The sequence below is a fragment of the Mesorhizobium sp. 128a genome (assembly GCF_053848025.1).
Genome location: NZ_JBSPKY010000002.1, coordinates 411,466 through 430,768, shown reverse-complemented (window position 1 = coordinate 430,768; position 19,303 = coordinate 411,466). Strand labels below are relative to the sequence as shown.

General features: G+C 62.5%; 18 protein-coding genes, 1 other RNA gene and 1 pseudogene. 15 read left to right on the top strand and 5 right to left on the bottom strand.

Annotated features, from left to right (window positions below; genetic code table 11):
• The first annotated feature begins 8 nt into the window (after nucleotides 1-8).
• The 13 genes and pseudogenes from ACWTU9_RS05825 (at nucleotide 9) to ACWTU9_RS05765 (ending at nucleotide 14,700) form a co-directional block, all read left to right on the top strand.
• On the top strand, nucleotides 9-902 hold the full coding sequence (locus ACWTU9_RS05825; protein WP_455857461.1) for a dihydrodipicolinate synthase family protein: 894 nt from the start codon (nucleotides 9-11) through the stop codon (nucleotides 900-902).
• A 10-nt stretch (nucleotides 903-912) separates the two neighbouring features.
• Nucleotides 913-1,356: a GNAT family N-acetyltransferase gene (locus ACWTU9_RS05820; protein ID WP_454589029.1), complete on the top strand. Its 444-nt coding sequence runs from the start codon at nucleotides 913-915 to the stop codon at nucleotides 1,354-1,356.
• Nucleotides 1,353-2,600 (top strand): NAD(P)/FAD-dependent oxidoreductase, encoded by a 1,248-nt coding sequence (locus tag ACWTU9_RS05815; protein ID WP_455857460.1) that lies wholly within the window; start codon nucleotides 1,353-1,355, stop codon nucleotides 2,598-2,600. The genes ACWTU9_RS05820 and ACWTU9_RS05815 overlap by 4 nt, the downstream gene beginning before the upstream one ends.
• A 13-nt stretch (nucleotides 2,601-2,613) precedes the next feature.
• Nucleotides 2,614-3,615: a 4-hydroxyproline epimerase gene (locus ACWTU9_RS05810; protein ID WP_455857459.1), complete on the top strand. Its 1,002-nt coding sequence runs from the start codon at nucleotides 2,614-2,616 to the stop codon at nucleotides 3,613-3,615.
• A 335-nt stretch (nucleotides 3,616-3,950) separates the two neighbouring features.
• Complete coding sequence (locus tag ACWTU9_RS05805; protein ID WP_454572944.1) at nucleotides 3,951-4,853, top strand: branched-chain amino acid ABC transporter permease; 903 nt, start codon at nucleotides 3,951-3,953, stop codon at nucleotides 4,851-4,853.
• Nucleotides 4,854-4,857: 4 nt separating this feature from the next.
• Complete coding sequence (gene livM, locus ACWTU9_RS05800; protein ID WP_455857458.1) at nucleotides 4,858-6,453, top strand: high-affinity branched-chain amino acid ABC transporter permease LivM; 1,596 nt, start codon at nucleotides 4,858-4,860, stop codon at nucleotides 6,451-6,453.
• Nucleotides 6,453-7,559: pseudogene (locus ACWTU9_RS05795) on the top strand (ABC transporter ATP-binding protein); the annotation flags it as partial. The gene livM and the pseudogene ACWTU9_RS05795, both read left to right, overlap by 1 nt.
• Before the next feature lie 11 nt (nucleotides 7,560-7,570).
• Nucleotides 7,571-8,299, top strand: a complete 729-nt coding sequence (locus ACWTU9_RS05790) for an ABC transporter ATP-binding protein (RefSeq protein WP_455857457.1) — start codon at nucleotides 7,571-7,573, stop codon at nucleotides 8,297-8,299.
• Nucleotides 8,300-8,316: 17 nt separating this feature from the next.
• Nucleotides 8,317-8,664 (top strand): DUF6867 family protein, encoded by a 348-nt coding sequence (locus ACWTU9_RS05785; protein WP_181057727.1) that lies wholly within the window; start codon nucleotides 8,317-8,319, stop codon nucleotides 8,662-8,664.
• A gap of 137 nt (nucleotides 8,665-8,801) precedes the next feature.
• Entirely contained in the window at nucleotides 8,802-9,923 is a 1,122-nt protein-coding gene (locus ACWTU9_RS05780; protein ID WP_142869799.1) for a branched-chain amino acid ABC transporter substrate-binding protein, read from the top strand.
• Between the two features lie 292 nt (nucleotides 9,924-10,215).
• The gene (gene pyc, locus ACWTU9_RS05775; RefSeq protein WP_455857456.1) at nucleotides 10,216-13,674 is read left to right on the top strand and encodes a pyruvate carboxylase; all 3,459 of its coding nucleotides are present in this window, start codon (nucleotides 10,216-10,218) and stop codon (nucleotides 13,672-13,674) included.
• 265 nt (nucleotides 13,675-13,939) lie between these two features.
• Entirely contained in the window at nucleotides 13,940-14,200 is a 261-nt protein-coding gene (locus ACWTU9_RS05770) for a DUF2312 domain-containing protein (protein WP_023800031.1), read from the top strand.
• Between the two features lie 47 nt (nucleotides 14,201-14,247).
• Nucleotides 14,248-14,700 carry a hypothetical protein gene (locus ACWTU9_RS05765; protein WP_455857455.1) on the top strand — a complete coding sequence of 151 codons (453 nt, stop codon included), beginning with the start codon at nucleotides 14,248-14,250 and terminating at the stop codon, nucleotides 14,698-14,700.
• Nucleotides 14,701-14,710: 10 nt separating this feature from the next.
• Here ACWTU9_RS05765 and ACWTU9_RS05760 read toward each other — a convergent pair whose 3' ends face one another.
• On the bottom strand, nucleotides 14,711-15,220 hold the full coding sequence (locus ACWTU9_RS05760) for an arsenate reductase ArsC (RefSeq protein ID WP_455857454.1): 510 nt from the start codon (nucleotides 15,218-15,220) through the stop codon (nucleotides 14,711-14,713).
• A 203-nt stretch (nucleotides 15,221-15,423) separates the two neighbouring features.
• On the opposite strand from ACWTU9_RS05760, the gene ACWTU9_RS05755 reads away from it, so the two are divergent.
• Nucleotides 15,424-15,771 (top strand): hypothetical protein, encoded by a 348-nt coding sequence (locus tag ACWTU9_RS05755; RefSeq protein WP_455857453.1) that lies wholly within the window; start codon nucleotides 15,424-15,426, stop codon nucleotides 15,769-15,771.
• 51 nt (nucleotides 15,772-15,822) lie between these two features.
• Here ACWTU9_RS05755 and msrB read toward each other — a convergent pair whose 3' ends face one another.
• From msrB to ACWTU9_RS05735, 4 genes are all read right to left on the bottom strand, one after another.
• Nucleotides 15,823-16,227 (bottom strand): peptide-methionine (R)-S-oxide reductase MsrB, encoded by a 405-nt coding sequence (gene msrB / locus ACWTU9_RS05750; protein ID WP_455857452.1) that lies wholly within the window; start codon nucleotides 16,225-16,227, stop codon nucleotides 15,823-15,825.
• Nucleotides 16,228-16,330: 103 nt separating this feature from the next.
• On the bottom strand, nucleotides 16,331-17,509 hold the full coding sequence (locus tag ACWTU9_RS05745) for a vWA domain-containing protein (RefSeq protein ID WP_455857451.1): 1,179 nt from the start codon (nucleotides 17,507-17,509) through the stop codon (nucleotides 16,331-16,333).
• 8 nt (nucleotides 17,510-17,517) lie between these two features.
• Nucleotides 17,518-17,964: an N-acetyltransferase family protein gene (locus tag ACWTU9_RS05740; protein WP_454589018.1), complete on the bottom strand. Its 447-nt coding sequence runs from the start codon at nucleotides 17,962-17,964 to the stop codon at nucleotides 17,518-17,520.
• A gap of 90 nt (nucleotides 17,965-18,054) precedes the next feature.
• Nucleotides 18,055-18,894 (bottom strand): AAA family ATPase, encoded by an 840-nt coding sequence (locus ACWTU9_RS05735; RefSeq protein WP_455857450.1) that lies wholly within the window; start codon nucleotides 18,892-18,894, stop codon nucleotides 18,055-18,057.
• Nucleotides 18,895-19,039: 145 nt separating this feature from the next.
• Here ACWTU9_RS05735 and ssrS point away from each other — a divergent pair.
• Nucleotides 19,040-19,195, top strand: a non-coding RNA gene (gene ssrS / locus ACWTU9_RS05730) — 6S RNA.
• Nucleotides 19,196-19,303: the final 108 nt, after the last annotated feature.

The following is a 19,303-nucleotide window of genomic DNA, read 5'->3' as shown; positions in this document are numbered from 1 at the left end:
AGACAACTATGTGGACCGGAGTTTTCCCCGCCGTCACAACCAAATTCACTGCCGACGACCGGCTCGACCATGCCGAGATGGAGCGCTGCTTTGCCTTGCAGATGGAGGCCGGCTGTGATGGCATCATCGTCTGCGGCTCGCTCGGCGAGGGTCCGATGCTGTCGCATGACGAAAAGATCGAAGTGCTGAAGACCGCCCAGAAAGTCGCCGGCAAGAAGCCGGTGCTGCTGACGGTCAACGAGGCCGGCACCCGCGAGGCGGCGAGCATCGCCAAGCGCGCCGCCAAGGAAGGCGCCAACGGGCTGATGGTGGTGCCGAGCCCGATCTATCACACCAATCCGGAAGAGACGGTCGCCGCCTTGCGCGCTGTCGCTCAGGCCGGCGACCTGCCGGTGATGATCTACTCCAACCGGCTCGCCTACCGCGTCGACGTCACAGTCGACCAGATGGAAGAACTGGCCACGGACAAGCGCTTCGTCGCCATCAAGGAATCCTCCGACGACATCCGCCGCTCGACCGAGATCATCAACCGCTTCGGCGACCGCTACGACCTCTTCACCGGTGTCGACAATCTCGCCTTCGAGGCACTGTCGGTCGGCGCCATCGGCTGGGTGGCGGGTCTGGTTGTCGCCTTCCCGCGCGAGACCGTCGCCATCTACCAGCTGATGAAGCAGGGCCGCCGCGAAGAAGCGCTTGCGATCTACCGCTGGTTCCGGCCGCTGCTCGATCTCGACGTATCGACCTATCTGGTGCAGAACATCAAGCTCGCCGAAGTGTTCGCCATCAACACCAACGACCGCGTGCGCATGCCGCGCCAGCCGCTATCGGGTGAGCGCCGCAAGGCGGTCGAGAAGATCGTCAAGGACGCACTGGCGGTACGGCCGAAGCTGCCGACGTTCTGAGGGAGGTTCCATGCCGCCTCAACTCAAGCGCGTCGAAAGCGATGGAGACTGGGCGGCATATCACGGCATACGCAAGCGGGTGCTTTGGGAGGATCGGGGCTTGGAGGGCTATGACGAACGGCATCCCGACGACCGTCTTGCCGATAATCATCCTCTGCTCCTCATGCATGATGAATCGCCGGTGGGGACTGCCAGGCTGGATGTTGTCGACCAACGCCTCGGCATCGTCAGGCTTGTCGCGATCGAGGCCGGGCTGCAACGGCGTGGCCTCGGCCGGATTCTCATGCGGCAAGTCGAGATCTATGCCCGTGGCCTCGGTCTCGTCCGGCTGGAAGTCAATGCCGCCAGGGACGCCGAAGGGTTCTATCAAAGGCTCGGCTGGGAGACGGTGCATTCGGACCGGAAGAACCCGCTGATGACGAAAGTGCTGAAAGCTGGAGACAGCCCATCGTGACCGCGCCTATTTTGGACGTCGCCATTGTCGGTGGCGGCATTGTCGGCATTTGCGCGGCAGCCATGCTGGCCGAGGCGGGGCGCAGCGTCACGACCTTCGACCGCACGGGCATTTGCGAGGAAACCAGCTCCGGCAATGCCGCCGCCTTTGCCTTCTCCGACGTGCTGCCGATGGCGCACAAGGGCATGATACGGCAATTGCCGAAATGGCTTGCCGACCCGCTCGGGCCGCTCAGCATTCCACCCGCCTATCTGCCCAAACTCCTGCCGTGGCTGATCCGCTTCTGGCGCGCGGGCGCGCCCAGGCACTATGAGGCTAGCCTTGCCGCCCAGGCCGGCATGATGAAGCTCGCCGAGGCCGAATGGATGGCGCTGCTCGACCGCTCCGGCACGCGGCCGATGCTGCGCGAGGACGGCTCGCTGGAGCTCTACGAAAACGAGGCCGAGTTTCAGGCAGGGCTGTCCAGCTGGGCGGCTCGCGAGCGCTTCGGCATCGGCTTTCGCCACGTCGAAGGCGAGGAACTGGCGCGGCTGCAGCCGGGCCTGTCGCCGCGCTTCATCAAAGGCACGTTCGTACCGGGATGGAAGACTGTCGCCGACCCGAAGCTGCTTGGCAAGGCGGTGTGGGCCTATGCCGAAGGGCGGGGCGCGCGTTTCGAGAAAGCACACGTCGAACGCATCGTGGCCGGACCCGAGGGCACGACAATCGTACTTTCGGACGGCACGGCGCGGAAGGCGAGGCAAGCTGTCATTGCCGCCGGCGCATGGTCGCATCTGCTGGCGAAGACGCTTGGCGATGCCATCCCGCTCGAGTCCGAGCGCGGCTACAACACAACGCTGCCGGTCTCGGCCTTCGACCTGAAGCGTCAGTTGATCTTCTCCGGCCACGGCTTCGTCATTACGCCGCTCGACACTGGACTGCGCGTCGGTGGCGCCGTCGAGTTGGGCGGACTCGATCGGCCTCCGAATTTTGCGCGTTCGAAGGCCATGGTGGAAAAAGCCAAACAATTCCTTCCGGGGCTGGACGCGTCAGGCGGCCGCGAATGGATGGGTTTTCGCCCGTCGCTGCCGGATTCGCTGCCGGTGATCGGCACGGCGCGTACCGCGCCCAACGTCGTCTACGCCTTCGGCCATGGCCATCTCGGGCTGACACAGGCGGCGTCGACCGGCCGCTTGATCCGCGATCTCGTTCTCGGGCAGACTTCGCCGATCGATCTTGCTCCCTTCAGCCCGCAACGGTTTTGAGTTCGAGGAAATCATGGCCAAAAAATCCTTCTTCTGCATCGACGGCCACACCTGCGGCAATCCGGTGCGGCTGGTCGCCGGCGGCGGTCCCTTGCTCGAGGGCTCGACGATGATGGAAAGGCGGGCGCATTTCCTGGCCGAGTATGACTGGATCCGCACCGGGCTGATGTTCGAGCCGCGCGGCCACGACGTGATGTCGGGCTCGATCCTTTATCCGCCGACGCGCGAGGATTGCGACATTGCCATCCTGTTCATCGAGACGTCGGGCTGCCTGCCGATGTGCGGTCATGGCACGATCGGTACGGTGACCATGGCCATCGAACACGGGCTGATCAAGCCGAAGACACCGGGTGTGCTCAGGCTCGATACGCCGGCCGGGCTGGTCATCGCCGAGTACAAACAGGTCGGCGACTATGTCGAAGAGGTGCGCATCACCAATGTGCCGTCCTTCCTCTATGCCGAAGGGCTGACAGTGGAGTGCCCCGGGCTGGGAGAGATAAGCGTCGATGTCGCCTATGGCGGGAATCTCTACGCCATCGTCGAGCCCCAAGCGAACTATCGCGACATGGCGGATTACTCGGCCGGCGATTTTATCGCCTGGAGCCCAGTGGTGCGCCAGCGGCTCAACGAGAAGTATTCCTTCGTCCATCCGGAAAACCCAGGCATCAACCGGCTGTCGCACATGCTGTGGACGGGCAAGCCGACGGTCGAGGGTGCGGATGCGCGCAATGCCGTCTTCTATGGCGACAAGGCGATCGACCGCTCACCGTGCGGCACCGGTACCTCGGCGCGCATGGCGCAGCTTCATGCCAAGGGCAAGCTTAAGGCGGGCGACAACTTCGTCCACGAATCGATCATCGGCTCGCTGTTCAAGGGCAAGGTCGAGAAGGACGTCACCGTCGCCGGCAAGCCGGCCATCATTCCCTCGATCGGCGGCTGGGCGCGGATGACCGGCCTGAACACCATCTTCATCGACGACCGCGACCCGTTCGCGCATGGTTTTGTGGTCAAGTAGTGAGAATCCTGCCCCCAAGGAAAGGAATGTGGCTAAAAAACGAACCGTGCCGGAATCGCAACGTTTCGTCTCTTCACCTAAACTTGACGGCGATTTCTTCGAAAAAGCGTGCATTCTCAAGCTGAATCGTCAAAGACATTGCGTTATGCCAATGGTAGGGTCCGCGATAGTCCAGGGGTCGGGAGCAAAAAAACGGGCAATCGGAAGGCGTGCCGGCAAAACACGCACGACGTTTGAAAAATCACGTTGCAATCCGGGCTCGAAACTTTACGACTAGGGGAAATACGAAAAGGAATGCGTCTGCATGGGCGACATTCCAGGGGAGCCATGTACACATGCAATATTTTGTCCAGCAGCTTATCAATGGGCTGACGCTGGGATCGATCTATGGGCTGATCGCAATCGGCTACACGATGGTCTACGGCATCATCGGCATGATCAACTTCGCCCACGGCGACATTTTCATGGTCGGGGCCTTCGCCGCCCTCGTCGTCTTCCTCATCCTCGGCTCCTTGTTCTATTCGGTGCCGGTCGTCCTGGCGCTGCTGATCATGATGATCGTGGCGATGCTGCTTACCAGCCTGTACAACTGGACGATCGAGAAGGTGGCCTACCGGCCGCTGCGCGGTTCGTTCCGGCTGGCGCCGCTGATCACTGCCATCGGCATGTCGATCGCGCTGTCGAACTTCATCCAGGTGACGCAGGGTCCGCGCAACAAGCCGATCCCGCCGATGGTCAGCCAGGTCTACAACATCAACGGCATCAGCGTGTCGCTGAAGCAGATCATCATCGTCATCGTCACCGCGCTGCTGCTGGCGCTGTTCTGGTACCTGGTCAACAGGACCTCACTGGGCCGGGCGCAACGGGCGTGCGAGCAGGACCGCAAGATGGCGGCGCTGCTCGGCGTCGATGTCGACCGCACGATCTCGATCACCTTCATCATGGGCGCCGCGCTTGCGGCCGTCGCCGGCACGCTGTTCCTGATGTATTACGGCGTCATCGCCTTCTCCGATGGCTTCGTGCCGGGGGTCAAGGCCTTCACCGCGGCCGTTCTCGGCGGCATCGGGTCTCTGCCCGGCGCCGTGCTTGGCGGGCTTTTGATCGGCTTCATCGAGAGCATGTGGTCGGCCTATTTCTCGATCGACTACAAGGACGTCGCGGCGTTCTCCATCCTGGCGATCGTGCTGATCTTCCTGCCTTCCGGCATTTTGGGCCGGCCAGAAGTCGAAAAGGTCTGAGACAATGGCGGTTTCCGTATCCTCGGAGCGCGACACCGTCGCCTCCCCCGTGCAGCGTGCATTTCGTGAAGCGCTCTATGCCGGCGCCATCGCGCTGGGCCTGTTCATTCTCTTCATCGGCCTGAAGACCGACCAGAACATCAGCAACCAGCTGATCCTGGCGCAGCGCTGGGGGCTGCTCATAACCGTGGTCGTACTGACCATGCTTGGCCGCTTCTTCTATATCGCCTACGGCCAGCCGTTCATGGCCAATCAGAAGATCGCCAATGTCGCCACCGGCCTGTTGCCGGCGAGCGTGGCGTCGCGCTTCTTCCTGCTTCCGGCCTTCATCGCCGCCATCGTGCTGGCGGCGGTCCTGTTTGTGCTCAACGGTTCCCTGCCGGGGCTGGTGGGCGATGCAGCGGCCGGCTCTCTGCAGTTCATCCGCGCACTGGCGATCATCTATGCGCTGGCCTGCGTGATCTTCTACTTCCGCGCGTTCATCCACGCCAATTTCACCAAGCTCGGGATCACCGCATTGGTGCTCTATCCGATCCTGGTCGTCGGCGTGCTGTCGCTGATGTCTTGGTCGTTCGTCGGCGGGCTGCAGGGCTCGCTGAAATGGATCGACAATTTCGGCATCCAGATCCTGATCTATGTGATGCTGGCCTGGGGGCTGAACATCGTTGTTGGCCTCGCCGGTCTGCTGGATCTCGGCTACGTCGCCTTCTACGCGGTCGGCGCCTATGCCTATGCGCTGCTCGGCTCGCATTTCGGCCTGTCCTTCTGGATCCTGCTGCCGGCTGCCGGCGCCATGGCCGCTTTCTGGGGCGTGATGCTGGGCTTTCCGGTGCTGCGCCTGCGCGGCGATTATCTGGCAATCGTCACACTGGCCTTTGGCGAGATCATCCGCCTGGTGCTGATCAACTGGCGTGACGTGACCAACGGCTCGGCCGGCATCTCCGGCATCCCTAAGGTCACCTTCTTCGGCCTGATGACGTTCAATTCGACGGACCCGAACTATATCGGCAAGGTGCTGCACATCGCCCAGTCTAGCGCGTACTACAAGATCTTCCTCTACTATCTGATCCTGGCGCTGGCACTGCTGACCGCCTTCGTCACGATACGGCTCAGGCGCATGCCTGTCGGCCGCGCCTGGGAGGCACTGCGCGAGGACGAGATCGCCTGCCGCTCGCTCGGCATCAACACCACCACCACCAAGCTCACCGCCTTTGCCACCGGCGCCATGTTCGGCGGTTTTGCCGGCGCCTTCTTCTCCGCACGGCAGGGCTTCGTCAGCCCTGAATCCTTCGTCTTCCTGGAATCGGCGATCATCCTGGCCATCGTTGTGCTCGGTGGCATGGGCTCGCTGGTCGGTATCGCGGTCGCCGCAATGGTGATGATCGGCGGCACCGAGGCATTGCGGGAGCTCGACTTTCTCAAGCAGGTCTTCGGCAAGGATTTCACGCCGGAGCTTTACCGCATGCTTCTGTTCGGCATGGCCATGGTCATCGTCATGCTGTGGAAGCCGCGCGGCTTCGTCGGTAGTCGTGAACCGACAGCCTTCCTCAAGGAGCGAAGAGCGGTCTCCAGTTCCTTCACCAAGGAAGGACACGGCTGATGAATGCGAGTTCGATTCAGAAGGCCAATCCGGGAATGAAAGACGCCATTCTCCAGGTCGAGCATCTGTCGATGAAGTTCGGCGGCCTGGTCGCCATCGGCGACCTGTCGTTCCAGGCCAAGCGCGGCGAGATCACCGCGCTAATCGGGCCCAACGGCGCCGGCAAGACCACCGTTTTCAACTGCATCACCGGCTTCTACAAGCCGTCGGAAGGCATGATCACGCTCAACGGCGCCGACGGCTCGAGCTTCCTGCTCGAACGGCTGCCCAATCATGAGATCCCGGCGCGCGCCAAGGTGGCGCGCACCTTCCAGAACATCCGCCTGTTCTCCGGCATGACGCTGCTGGAGAACCTCTTGGTTGCCCAGCACAACAAGCTGATGAAGGCATCGGGCTATACGATCCTGGGCCTGTTCGGGATCGGCGGCTACCGCCGGGCCTCGGCCGAATCGGTGGAGCTCGCCAAGCACTGGCTGGAGAAGGCGGATCTTGTCGATCGCGCCGACGATCCGGCCGGCGACCTGCCCTATGGCGCACAGCGGCGCCTCGAGATCGCGCGCGCCATGTGCACGGGGCCCGAGCTTCTGTGCCTCGACGAGCCGGCGGCCGGTCTCAATCCGAAGGAATCGGCCGCGCTCAATACGCTGCTGATGGACATCAAGACCAGCACATCGATCCTGCTGATCGAGCATGACATGTCGGTGGTCATGCAGATTTCCGACCATGTCGTGGTGCTCGAATATGGCCGCAAGATCTCCGACGGCAGCCCGCAATCGGTGCGCACCGACCCGCGCGTCATCGCCGCCTATCTCGGCGTCGACGACGAGGAGGTCGAGACGGTGCTGACCGAGGTTGGCGATGAAGACGTCATCGAGCAGTTGGACATAGGGCCTGATACGGCACACGGACCAGGCACGTCGTCGTCTTATCTCGCCGGCCCGGTGAGCGACACGATCGGCCACAGCGAGGGCGAGCGGGTCACCGTGTCGAAGGGCGCCTCGAAGGCAGCTCAATTCGATGCCAAGGCCAACGTCGCGCCGAGAAAACCGACCGAGCGGGCCACGGCCAAGCCCGCCGGGAAATCCCCGACATCCAAGCCGCGCGGAGGGCGTAAGTGATGGCCGAGACAACGTTGCTCGACATCAAGGGCGTCGAGACCTACTACGGCAACATCAAGGCGCTGAACGGCGTCGATGTGCACGTCAACCAGGGCGAGATCGTCGCGCTGATCGGCGCCAACGGCGCCGGCAAGTCGACGCTGATGATGACCATCTTCGGTGCCCCGCGGGCGCGTGCCGGCAGCATCACTTTCGCCGGCACCGACATCACCCAGCTGCCGACGCACGAGATCGCGCGCATGCGCATCGCGCAGTCGCCCGAAGGCAGGCGCATTTTCCCGCGCATGACGGTGATGGAAAACCTGCAGATGGGCGCCGGTCTAGACAACCTCAAGCACTATGACGAGGATGCAGAGAAGGTGTTCACGCTGTTCCCGCGCCTCAAGGAGCGCATCGCCCAGCGCGGGGGCACGCTGTCGGGCGGCGAGCAACAGATGCTGTCGATCGGACGCGCGCTGATGGCGCGGCCGAAGCTGCTCCTGCTCGACGAGCCGTCGCTGGGCCTAGCACCGCTGATCGTCAAGCAAATCTTCGACGCCATCCGCGAGCTGAACCGCACGCAAGGGCTGACCGTGTTCTTGGTCGAGCAGAACGCCTTCGGCGCGCTCAAGCTCGCCACGCGCGGCTATGTCATGGTCAACGGCAACGTGACCATGAGCGGCACCGGCAAGGAATTGCTCGCCAATCCGGAAGTGCGCGCGGCCTATCTCGAAGGCGGCCATCACTGAGTTCAGGAGTCTTCATCATGCAAGGCATTCTCTACGAAGAACCTTCCATCTGGCAGTTCTTCTTCGTCACCTGTCTGCTCGGGGGCTGGGCGGCATGGATGACCGGCAAGGCCAGCGCCCAGACATGGCGCAGCCTGCCGGCGCTGTTCGCCTACTTGCTGGGGCTAGGCATCGGCATCAGGTTCATCCATCATGCCCTGTTCGGCGGCACGATGTTTTCGCTGCAATACTATGTCGTGGACACAATCGTGCTCATGATATTGGGGTTCGTCGGCTATCAATACACGCGCACCAACCAGATGGTGACGCAGTATAATTGGCTTTACGAACGTGCTTCGATCTTAAGCTGGAAACCGAAAGGCTGACGTTCACCATTAACGCCGTTTCGGGGATGAATCGGCGTGACAAGGGCCTGAAAATCGGCAAAGTACGCTTTCTGCGATAAGGGTGGGCATCGCATGAAAGTATCATCCACGCCCACCTCGTAAATGGGAGCGTTTAAATGAAAAAATCACTTTTGTCCGCCGTTGCCCTGACCGCGCTTGTCGCGTTCGGCGGTAACGCATGGGCTGATGTCCTCGTCGGCGTCGCCGGTCCGATCACCGGCCCGAATGCGGCTTTCGGTGCGCAGCTGCAGAAGGGTGCGGAAGCGGCTGTCGCCGACATCAACGCAGCAGGCGGCATGAATGGCGAGCAGATCAAGCTTGAAGTCGGCGACGACGTCTCCGATCCGAAGCAAGGCATCTCGGTCGGCAACAAGTTCGTTGGCGACGGCGTCAAGTTCGTGGTCGGCCACTTCAATTCGGGCGTCTCGATCCCGGTGTCGCAGGAAGTCTATGTCGACAACAACATTGTCGAGATCACCCCGGCGGCGACCAACCCGAAATTCACCGAGCGCGGCCTGTGGAACGTGTTCCGCACCTGCGGACGCGATGACCAGCAGGGCGGCATTGCCGGCGCCTACATCGCGGCCAACTTCAAGGACGCCAAGGTTGCCGTCATCCACGACAAGACCCCCTACGGTCAGGGCCTTGCCGACGAAACCAAGAAGGCGATGAACGCGGCCGGCCTGACGGAAGTCATGTACGAAGGCGTCAATGTCGGCGACAAGGACTTCTCGGCGCTGATCGCCAAGATGAAGGACGCCGGCGTCACCCTGATCTATTGGGGCGGCCTGCACACGGAAGCCGGGCTGATCATCCGCCAGTCGGCTGACCAAGGCCTCAAGGCTACCCTGATGTCGGGCGACGGCATCGTCACCGATGAGCTGGCTGCGATCGCCGGCGATGCGGTCATCGGTACGCTCAACACGTTCGGTCCGGATCCGCGCCTGATCCCCGAGAACAAGGCACTGGTCGAGAAGTTCCGCGCGCAGGGCTTTGAACCGGAAGCCTACACGCTCTACGCCTACGCCGCCATGCAGGTGATCGCGGAGGCCGCTGCCGTGGCCAAGTCGAACGACCCGGTGGAAGTGGCCAAGGCTATGCATGAGAAGGGTCCGTTCAAGACCGTTCTGGGCGACCTCGCCTATGACGAAAAGGGCGATCCGAAACTCCCGGGCTACATCATGTACGAATGGAAGAAGGGTCCGGACGGCAAGATCACCTGGCTTCCGAAGTCCTGATCGGATAACTCAATGCCTACGAAATGCCCGGCGCTTGCGCCGGGCATTTTGCTTTTTGACCGGAGCAGGGCGCGATTGCGTTGGCTAAAAGACATCCCGTTAGCCGGGAGCGGATCGTGCGCGGGATGGCAATTAGCGCCACTTCGCGACGCCATTCGCACGCTGTCTTTTGCTTTGTGGTGCTATAATCCATTTAAATCGGTTTAATCGCTTCTCGATTTCGGTTGCACTGCAGCATTTTCGCGTTAATCATTTGCTGAGCCCATCCCTCCCTGTCCCGGAGCCTTCTTCCTTGGCCATCACGAAGATCCTCGTCGCCAACCGGTCCGAAATTGCCATCCGCGTCTTTCGCGCGGCCAACGAACTCGGCCTCAAAACCGTGGCGATCTGGGCCGAGGAGGATAAATATTCGCTGCATCGGTTCAAGGCCGATGAAAGCTATCAGGTCGGGCGCGGGCCGCATCTGGCCAAGGACATGGGGCCGATCGAAAGCTATCTGTCGATCGAGGAAGTGATCCGCGTCGCCAGGTTGTCCGGCGCCGACGCCATCCACCCGGGCTATGGCCTTTTGTCGGAAAGCCCTGAATTCGCAGATGCCTGCGCCGAGGCCGGCATCACCTTTATCGGCCCGAAGCCGGACACGATGCGCCGGCTCGGCAACAAGGTCGCCGCACGCAATCTCGCCATCGAGGTCGGCGTGCCTGTGATCCCCGCCACCGATCCGCTGTCCGACGATATGGACGCGGTCAAGAAATTGGCCAAGGAAATCGGCTATCCGGTGATGCTCAAGGCATCGTGGGGCGGTGGTGGGCGCGGCATGCGCGCCATCCGCGCCGAGGCCGATCTGGTCCGCGAAGTCACCGAAGGCAAGCGCGAGGCCAAGGCCGCCTTCGGCAAGGACGAGGTCTATCTCGAAAAGCGGATCGAGCGCGCCCGCCATGTCGAGGTCCAGGTGCTTGGAGACACGCATGGCAATGCCGTGCATCTGTTCGAGCGCGACTGTTCGATCCAGCGCCGCAACCAGAAGGTCGTCGAGCGGGCGCCGGCGCCGTATCTCGAAATGTCGCAGCGCGAGGAGCTTTGCGGGTTTGCGCTCAAGATCGCGCGCGAGACCAGCTATATCGGCGCCGGTACGGTGGAGTTCCTGCAGGACGCGGACACCGGAAAATTCTACTTCATCGAGGTCAATCCGCGCATCCAGGTCGAGCATACCGTCACCGAGCAGGTGACAGGCATCGACATCGTCAAGGCGCAGATACACATACTGGACGGCTTTGCCATCGGCACGAAAGAGTCGGGCGTGCCGGCGCAGGCCGACATCAGGCTGAACGGCCACGCGCTGCAGTGCCGCATCACCACGGAGGATCCGGAGCATAGTTTCATTCCGGATTACGGCCGCATCACCGCCTATCGCGAAGCCGCCGGTTTCGGCATTCGCCTCGACGGCGGCACCGCCTATTCCGGCGCGGTCATCACCCGCTTCTACGATCCGCTGCTGGAGAAGGTGACGGCCTGGGCGCCGACACCGGTCGAGGCGATCGCCCGCATGAACCGGGCCTTGCGCGAGTTCCGCATCCGCGGCGTGGCGACCAACCTCACCTTCCTCGAGGCGATCATCAACCATCCGCGCTTCGCCGACAATTCCTACACGACCCGGTTCATCGACACGACGCCGGAACTGTTCGCGCAGGTGAAGCGGCAGGATCGTGCCACCAAGCTGCTCAACTATCTGGCCGACGTCAGCGTCAACGGCCATCCCGAAACCCGTGGCCGTCCGATGCCGAAGGCCGATGCGGCAGCGCCGGTCGTGCCCTATCTCAACGGCAATGTGCCGGGTGGCAGCAAGCAGAAACTCGACGCGCTGGGGCCGGAGAAATTCGCCGCCTGGATGCGTGAGCAAAAAGAGGTGCTGGTTACCGACACGACGATGCGCGACGGCCACCAGTCGCTGCTCGCCACCCGCATGCGCACGCATGACATTGCCGGCATTGCCGGCACCTATGCGCGGGCGCTGCCGCGGCTGCTGTCGCTGGAATGCTGGGGTGGCGCAACTTTCGACGTTGCCATGCGCTTTCTCACCGAGGACCCGTGGGAGCGGCTGAGCAAAGTGCGCGAGGCGGCCCCTAACCTTTTGCTGCAGATGCTTCTGCGCGGCGCCAACGGCGTCGGCTACACCAACTATCCCGACAATGTCGTGCAGCATTTCGTCAGGCAGGCGGCAAGCGGCGGCGTCGACCTGTTCCGTGTCTTCGACTGCCTGAACTGGGTCGAGAACATGCGCGTCGCCATGGACGCCGTGGGCGCCGAGGGCAAGCTGGTCGAAGCGGCGATCTGCTACACCGGCGATATCCTCGATCCGGCGCGCGCCAAATACGACCTCAAATACTATGTCGGGCTTGCGAAGGAATTGCAGGCCGCGGGCGCCCACATCATCGCCGTCAAGGACATGGCGGGGCTGTTGAAGCCGGCGGCTGCCCGCGTGCTGTTCAAGGCGCTGCGCGAGGCGACCGATTTGCCGATCCACTTCCACACCCACGACACGTCGGGACTGTCGGCGGCGACCGTGCTGGCGGCGGTGGAAACCGGTGTCGACGCCATCGACGCGGCGATGGACTCTTTCTCCGGCAACACCTCGCAGCCTTGCCTCGGCTCGATCGTCGAGGCGCTGAAGGGAACCGAGCGCGACCCCGGCCTCGATCCGCAGTGGATCCGCAACATCTCCTTCTACTGGGAAGCGGTACGCAACCAGTACGCCGCCTTCGAAAGCGACCTCAAGGGGCCGGCCTCGGAAGTCTACCTGCACGAAATGCCGGGCGGCCAGTTCACCAACCTCAAGGAACAGGCGCGTTCGCTCGGGCTGGAAACGCGCTGGCACGAGGTGGCCCAGGCCTATCACGACGTCAACCTGATGTTCGGCGACATCGTCAAGGTCACGCCGTCGTCCAAGGTGGTCGGCGACATGGCGCTGATGATGGTGAGCCAGGACCTGACCGTGGCCGACGTCGAAAACCCGGCGAAGGACATTGCCTTCCCCGACTCGGTCGTTTCGATGCTGCGCGGCGATCTCGGCCAGTCGCCCGGCGGCTGGCCTGCGAAGCTGCAGAAGAAAGCACTGAAGGAAAGCAAACCGATCACCGTGCGGCCGGGCTCGCTGCTCAAGCCGGCCGACCTCAAGGCCAGCCGCAAGGAGATCGAGGAGAAGCTGGAGCGCAGGCTCTCGGAGTACGAATTCGCGTCCTGGCTGATGTATCCGAAAGTGTTCACCGACTTCGCCGCCGCGCAGGAAACCTACGGGCCGGTCAGCGTGTTGCCGACGCCGACCTATTTCTACGGCATGAAGTCCGAAGACGAGATCTTCCTCGACATCGAGAAAGGCAAGACGCTTGTCGTGCGCTGTCTCGCCATCGGCGATGTCGATGAGAAGGGCATGGTCACCGTGTTCTTCGAGCTCAACGGCCAGCCGCGCCGCGTCAGGGTGCCGGACAGGGCGCACGGCGCCTCGGCGGCCAAGGCACGGCGAAAGGCCGAGCCTGGTAACGAGGCGCATGTCGGCGCGCCGATGCCGGGCGTGGTCTCCGCGCTCAGCGTTGCCGCCGGCCAGGCGGTCAAGGCTGGCGACGTCCTGTTGTCGATCGAAGCCATGAAGATGGAGACGGCGCTGCATGCCGAGCGCGACGGCACGATCGCCGAAGTGCTGGTCAAGGCCGGCGACCAGATCGACGCGAAGGATTTGCTGATCGCGTTCAGCTAAGGCGTATTGATATTCAGGTGAGGCCGGCCTGCAAACGGCGGCTTTCTGCGCTTCCGGTGCTCACGTACTCGAGTACGCTCCGCTCCGGTTCTCGGAAGCCGCCGTTTTCGGCTCGGCCTGACCTGAATCTCAACACGCCTTGTGGCGCGCGCAACTCTTCATGCCGCATCGATAATGGCTTGACCCGCCGCGCCCGCTCGGGCATCGAACCCGCTCCAATTTTGCCGCGCCAGAATCGCGGCGCTTAAAAAGAAGCGGAGAGAACATGGCCGACGACATCACCGAGACCAGCCAGACTGTTGCCGCCGGCCAGTTGCGCGCCTTCATCGAACGCATCGAGCGGCTCGAGGAAGAAAAGAAGACCATCGCCGACGACATCAAGGAAGTGTTCGCCGAGGCCAAGGGCACCGGCTTCGACACCAAGGCGATGCGCTCGATCATTCGGCTGCGCAAGAAGGACCAGGCCGAGCGGCAGGAAGAGGAAACGATCCTCGACCTGTACAAGGCCGCTCTCGGCATGGTGTAAGGCTGGCCTCCGGGCGCCGGTAGCGGCGCCCTTCGACGGGTCGAACCATGAGCGAATTCGACTTTGGCGCCCGCCGCGCCTCTGAATTCCGCCAACGCAGCTTCTGGGCGCTGTTTGCAGAACGGCATCCGGAAGAGCGGGCCTCGATGGCGCGTCGCGGACCCTGGTTCTGGCAGCGCGGGCTGCCAGACTTCGCCCTGGTCCTGTCCATGTATGTCGCGCCGGCGCAGAGCCAGGTCGGCGTCTTCTTCGGCCGCAACGAGAAATTCGGCGCCACTGAAGCATGGTCGCGGCTGAAGCCGTTCCAGCCGGCGATCGAAGACAGGCTGAAGCTAAGGCCGGAACAGAGTTGCGAGGGCCTGGGCATCAATTCGATGTGGCGGGTGAACTGCTATGCCGAGGACAACTGGCCGGCCATGGCCGACTGGCTGGTGACGGAATGCTCCCGTTTCGAGCGCGCCGTCACCGACGTGTTGGGGCAAGCCGAGACCGGCTCGTGAACGGGGCCGCCTAGTTCGGCTTCGGCGCGTCGCGGCCGATCTCATCCAGATGCTGCTGCAAAGCCATGTGGTCGAGCGCGTCCATCGGCAGGTTGGTGAACAGCGAGATGCGGTTGTTCAGCATGCGATAGGCATTGGCGAAGGCCAGATGCATCTCGGCGTCGGTGCCTTGTGCCTTGGCCGGATCCGGTATCGCCCACAGGGCCGTCATCGGGTGACCGGGCCAGACCGGGCAGGGTTCATTGGCGGTGCTGTCACAGACGGTGAAGACGAAATTCATTTCCGGCGCGTCGGGCTTTGCAAACTCGTCCCAGCCTTTCGAGCGGGCGAAGCCGGTGTCGTAGTTGAGGCTTTCGAGCAACTGCAGAGCGTAGGGATTGACGGTGCCCTTCGGCTGCGAGCCGGCGGAGAAGGCCTTGAATCTCTCGGCGCCAATGCGGTTTAGGATGGCTTCGCCCATGATCGAGCGGGCCGAGTTGGCGTTGCAGAGAAAGAGAACATTGTAGACGTGATCGCTCATTTCGAACTCCCTCCAGGTTTCGAATTCCCTCCAGGCAGGCGCTCCAGGGAGAGAATGGCAATCCAGATGATAAGTTCCGGTGCCATCGTAGCGAAAACGTTGATGACAGATTTCTGTGTCATGCATGTGTCACATTTCATGCGGGCCTTGCCTTGCGGGCAAAGTTCGGCACTTTCGGCGCCGCGGAAGCGAGGCTCAATGCGATGAGCGATTCAGACCCGACCGAGAGGATGGCCAGGAAAGCAGGCCACCCGGCTGCCGCCTTCTTCCGCTCGCGCTGGCAAGGTGAGGTGCCGCTCGACCGCCTGTTCTGGCGCGATCTGGTCGTTGTCGGTACGGCCATCAACATCGCATCGTCGGCGCTGGCGCTCATTCTGCTCGGGTTGAAGCTGCCGCTTGGGCTGGTTCTGGCCGTGCATTTCGCGCCGGTGCCCTACAATCTCTTCCTGACCTTTGCCGTCTGGCGAACCACCGAAAAATTGACGGGCACCAAGGCGTGGATGATGACGCTCGGTGCCACGCTGTGGCTGGTTTTGGTGGTCGTGGCCTGACAGGCACAAAAAAGGCGGCCAAAGCCGCCTTTTCCATGCCCGGACAGCCGGCTACACCGCCGGCTCGAATTTCAGCGCCACGCCATTGATGCAATAGCGCAGGCCGGTCGGCGGCGGGCCGTCCTCGAAGACATGGCCGAGATGGCTGCCGCAGCGCGCGCAATGGCATTCGGTGCGGACCATACCGTAGCTGCGGTCGACGGTGTTTTCGACCGAACCCGGCACCGGGTCGTTAAAGCTCGGCCAGCCGGTGCCGCTCTCGAACTTCAGCTTGGATTCGAACAGCGGCTGATCGCAGCCGACGCAGGAAAAGGTGCCGGCGCGCTTTTCATAGAGCAGCGCGCAGCTTCCGGGGCGCTCGGTGCCGTGGCCGCGCATGACCGCATATTGCTCCGGCGTCAGCCGGGCACGCCATTCGGCGTCGGTGCGGGTAACGGGGTACGCGTGGGTGTCCATTTGATCTCCTCAGCCTTGGCGGCTTGTTGTTGGTTGCAAGCTTCATTCGCACGAAGATAGGGGTTTGTTACAGGTTCGACCAGCGCTGCGATGTCCCTGATCCTCAATGCTTGCGTGAAAGCTGCTTCGTCGCACCTTCCAGCCCGGCCAATGTCAGCGGGAACATGCGGCCGCCGAAGAGGTCGCGGATCATTGCGATCGAAAGTGTAAAGCCCCAGTTTTTCTGGTTTTCCGGGTTCAGCCAGACCGCATTCGGCCATTGCTGCAGCAGGCGGCCGAGCCAGACGGCGCCGGCTTCCGGGTTCCAGTGTTCGACCGAACCGCCGGGATGCGCAATCTCGTAGGGGCTCATCGAGGCGTCGCCGACGACGATCACCTTGTAGTCGGGGCCGTATTTGTGGAGCAGGTCGAAGGTCGGGATCGTCTCGGAATGCCTGCGGCGATTGTCCTTCCACACGCCCTCATAGAGGCAGTTGTGGAAGTAGAAATATTCGAGCTGGCGGAATTCGGCGCGGGCGGCCGAAAACAGCTCCTCGACGCTTTTGATGTGGTCGTCCATCGAGCCACCGACATCGAAGAACATCAAGAGCTTCACGGCGTTGCGCCGTTCGGGGTGCGTCTGCACATCGAGATAACCGTGCTCGGCGGTGGCGTGGATGGTGCCGGGCAGGTCGAACTCTTCCTCCGCGCCCTCGCGCACCCAGCGGCGCAGGCGCTTCAGCGCCACCTTGATGTTGCGGGTGCCGAGTTCGACCGCGTCGTCGAAATTCCTGAATTCGCGCGTGTCCCAGACTTTCACCGCGCGGCGGTTGCGGCTTTCGTTCTGGCCGATGCGCACGCCTTCGGGATTGTAGCCATAGGCGCCGAAAGGCGAGGTGCCGCCGGTGCCGATCCACTTCGAGCCGCCTTGGTGCCTGCCCTTCTGCTCCTCCAGCCGCTGCTTCAGCGTCTCCATCAGCTTGTCGAAGCCGCCGAGCGCCTCGACCAGTTTCTTCTCTTCCTCGGTCAGGTGTTTTTCGGCGAGCCGGCGCAGCCACTCCTCGGGGATGTTGGCGACATCGACGGCCTCCGCTTCAATGCCCTTGAAGACATGCGCAAACACCTGGTCGAAGCGGTCGATATGGCGCTCGTCCTTCACCAAGGCGGCGCGGGCGAGGTAGTAAAAACCCTCGACATCATAGTCGACCAATCCTGCCTCCAACCCTTCCAGCAGCGACATATATTCCCTGAGCGAAACAGGTACCCGCGCGGCTTTCAGTTCGAGGAAGAAGGGAAGGAACATGGGCTCGTCTATAGCAGATCATACTCGATGAAGCCCGTGCGCCGCGCGACATGGTCGTAGAGCTTGCGCGCGGTGGCGTTGGTCTCGTGGGTCATCCAGTAGACGTTCTTGACGCCGATCTTGCCGGCCTCCTGCCTGACCGCTTCGATCAGCGCCGCACCGATGCCCTTGCCGCGCACGTCCGGGTCGGCGAACAGGTCCTGCAGGTAGCAGTTATTTTTTTCGGACCAGCCGGAGCGATGGTAGAGATAGTGGGTGAGGCCCACAGCCTTGCCGTCGAGCGTAGCGATGAACCCTTTCGGCTCGAACTCGTCGGCCGTGAACAGCCGCTTCCAGGTGATGGCGTAAACCTCTTCTGGCAGCTTTGTTTCGTAGAAGGTGAGATAGGCCGTCCACAGCCGGCGCCATTCGGCGTGATCGGACTGCGCCAAGGGACGAACGCTGATCTCGGACATCTTGTTTTCCTCCATTGCTTTGACGAAGTTGCGCCCGGCGCCGCCTGCCGGGCAACGGTCCACAGCTCGGGAAGTGCTGTTGCTGCTCGCCTAGCCTTGTCGTCTCGCCATGAAGGCCAGGCGCTCGAACAAATGCACGTCCTGCTCGTTCTTCAAGAGCGCGCCATGCAGCTTGGGCAGCGCGTTCTTCGGGTCGGCACGCAGATCCTCCGGGGCTATGTCGTCGGCGACCAGCAGGCGGATCCAGTCGAGCGCCTCGGAGGTTGAAGGTTTCTTCTTCAGGCCCGGCACCTCGCGGATTTCATAGAACTGGGTGAGCGCCGCGCGCACCAGATTCTGCTTGATGCCGGGATAGTGGACATCGACGATTTTGTGCAGCGTCTCGACGTCGGGGAAGCGGATGTAGTGGAAGAAGCAGCGACGCAGGAAGGCGTCGGGCAGTTCCTTCTCATTGTTGGAGGTGATGATGACGATCGGTCGGACCGCGGCGCGGATCGTCTCGCCGGTCTCGTAGACGAAGAACTCCATCCGATCGAGTTCCTGCAGCAGATCGTTGGGAAACTCGATATCGGCCTTGTCGATCTCGTCGATCAACAGCACGACCTTCTTGCCGGCCGCGAACGCTTCCCAGAGCTTGCCGCGCTTGATGTAGTTTCTGATGTCGTTGAAGCGCTCGTCGCCGAGCTGGCTGTCGCGCAGCCGCGAGACGGCGTCATATTCGTAGAGGCCTTGCTGCGCCCGCGTCGTCGACTTGACGTGCCATTCGATCAGGTCGAGGCCGAGCGCTGATGCCACCTGGCGAGCAAGTTCGGTCTTGCCGGTGCCGGGCTCGCCCTTGACCAGCAAGGGCCGCTCCAGCGCGATCGCGGCGTTGACCGCCACCATCAGGTCCTTGTCGGCGACATAGGCGGCCGTGCCTTCAAAACGCATTTCCGCTCCTTGGTTCACTTCGGGCGACCGTAAGGAGGCGGCCCGGTCCGCGCAAGGGTCGGTGTCCGCGGCGAGCGTGTGAGGATCGCAGGGAAAGAACGCCAGCTCTCTGGCGCTCAGGGGGCCATCGGCCTATATTGGTCAAGACGGTCTGCGCTTCCCGGCAGGAGAACATTTTCCCCGGGGCCTTAACGATCCTTAGGGAGCTGTCCCTGTGAAGACCCGTGGGTTTTCTCACACGGCGCCCACCTACTTTGTAGGTTCCCGGGATCGCTCTCTCCACCGGTTGTGTGGATCGTCACTCACGAACGAAAAGTTCGCCCCCGGTAGTCTTTCCGCAAGATCGTTCGCCTGACCGCTGCCATTTCGGTTGATCATGCGGTAGAAAACGTCGCTTCTAAAACTTCAT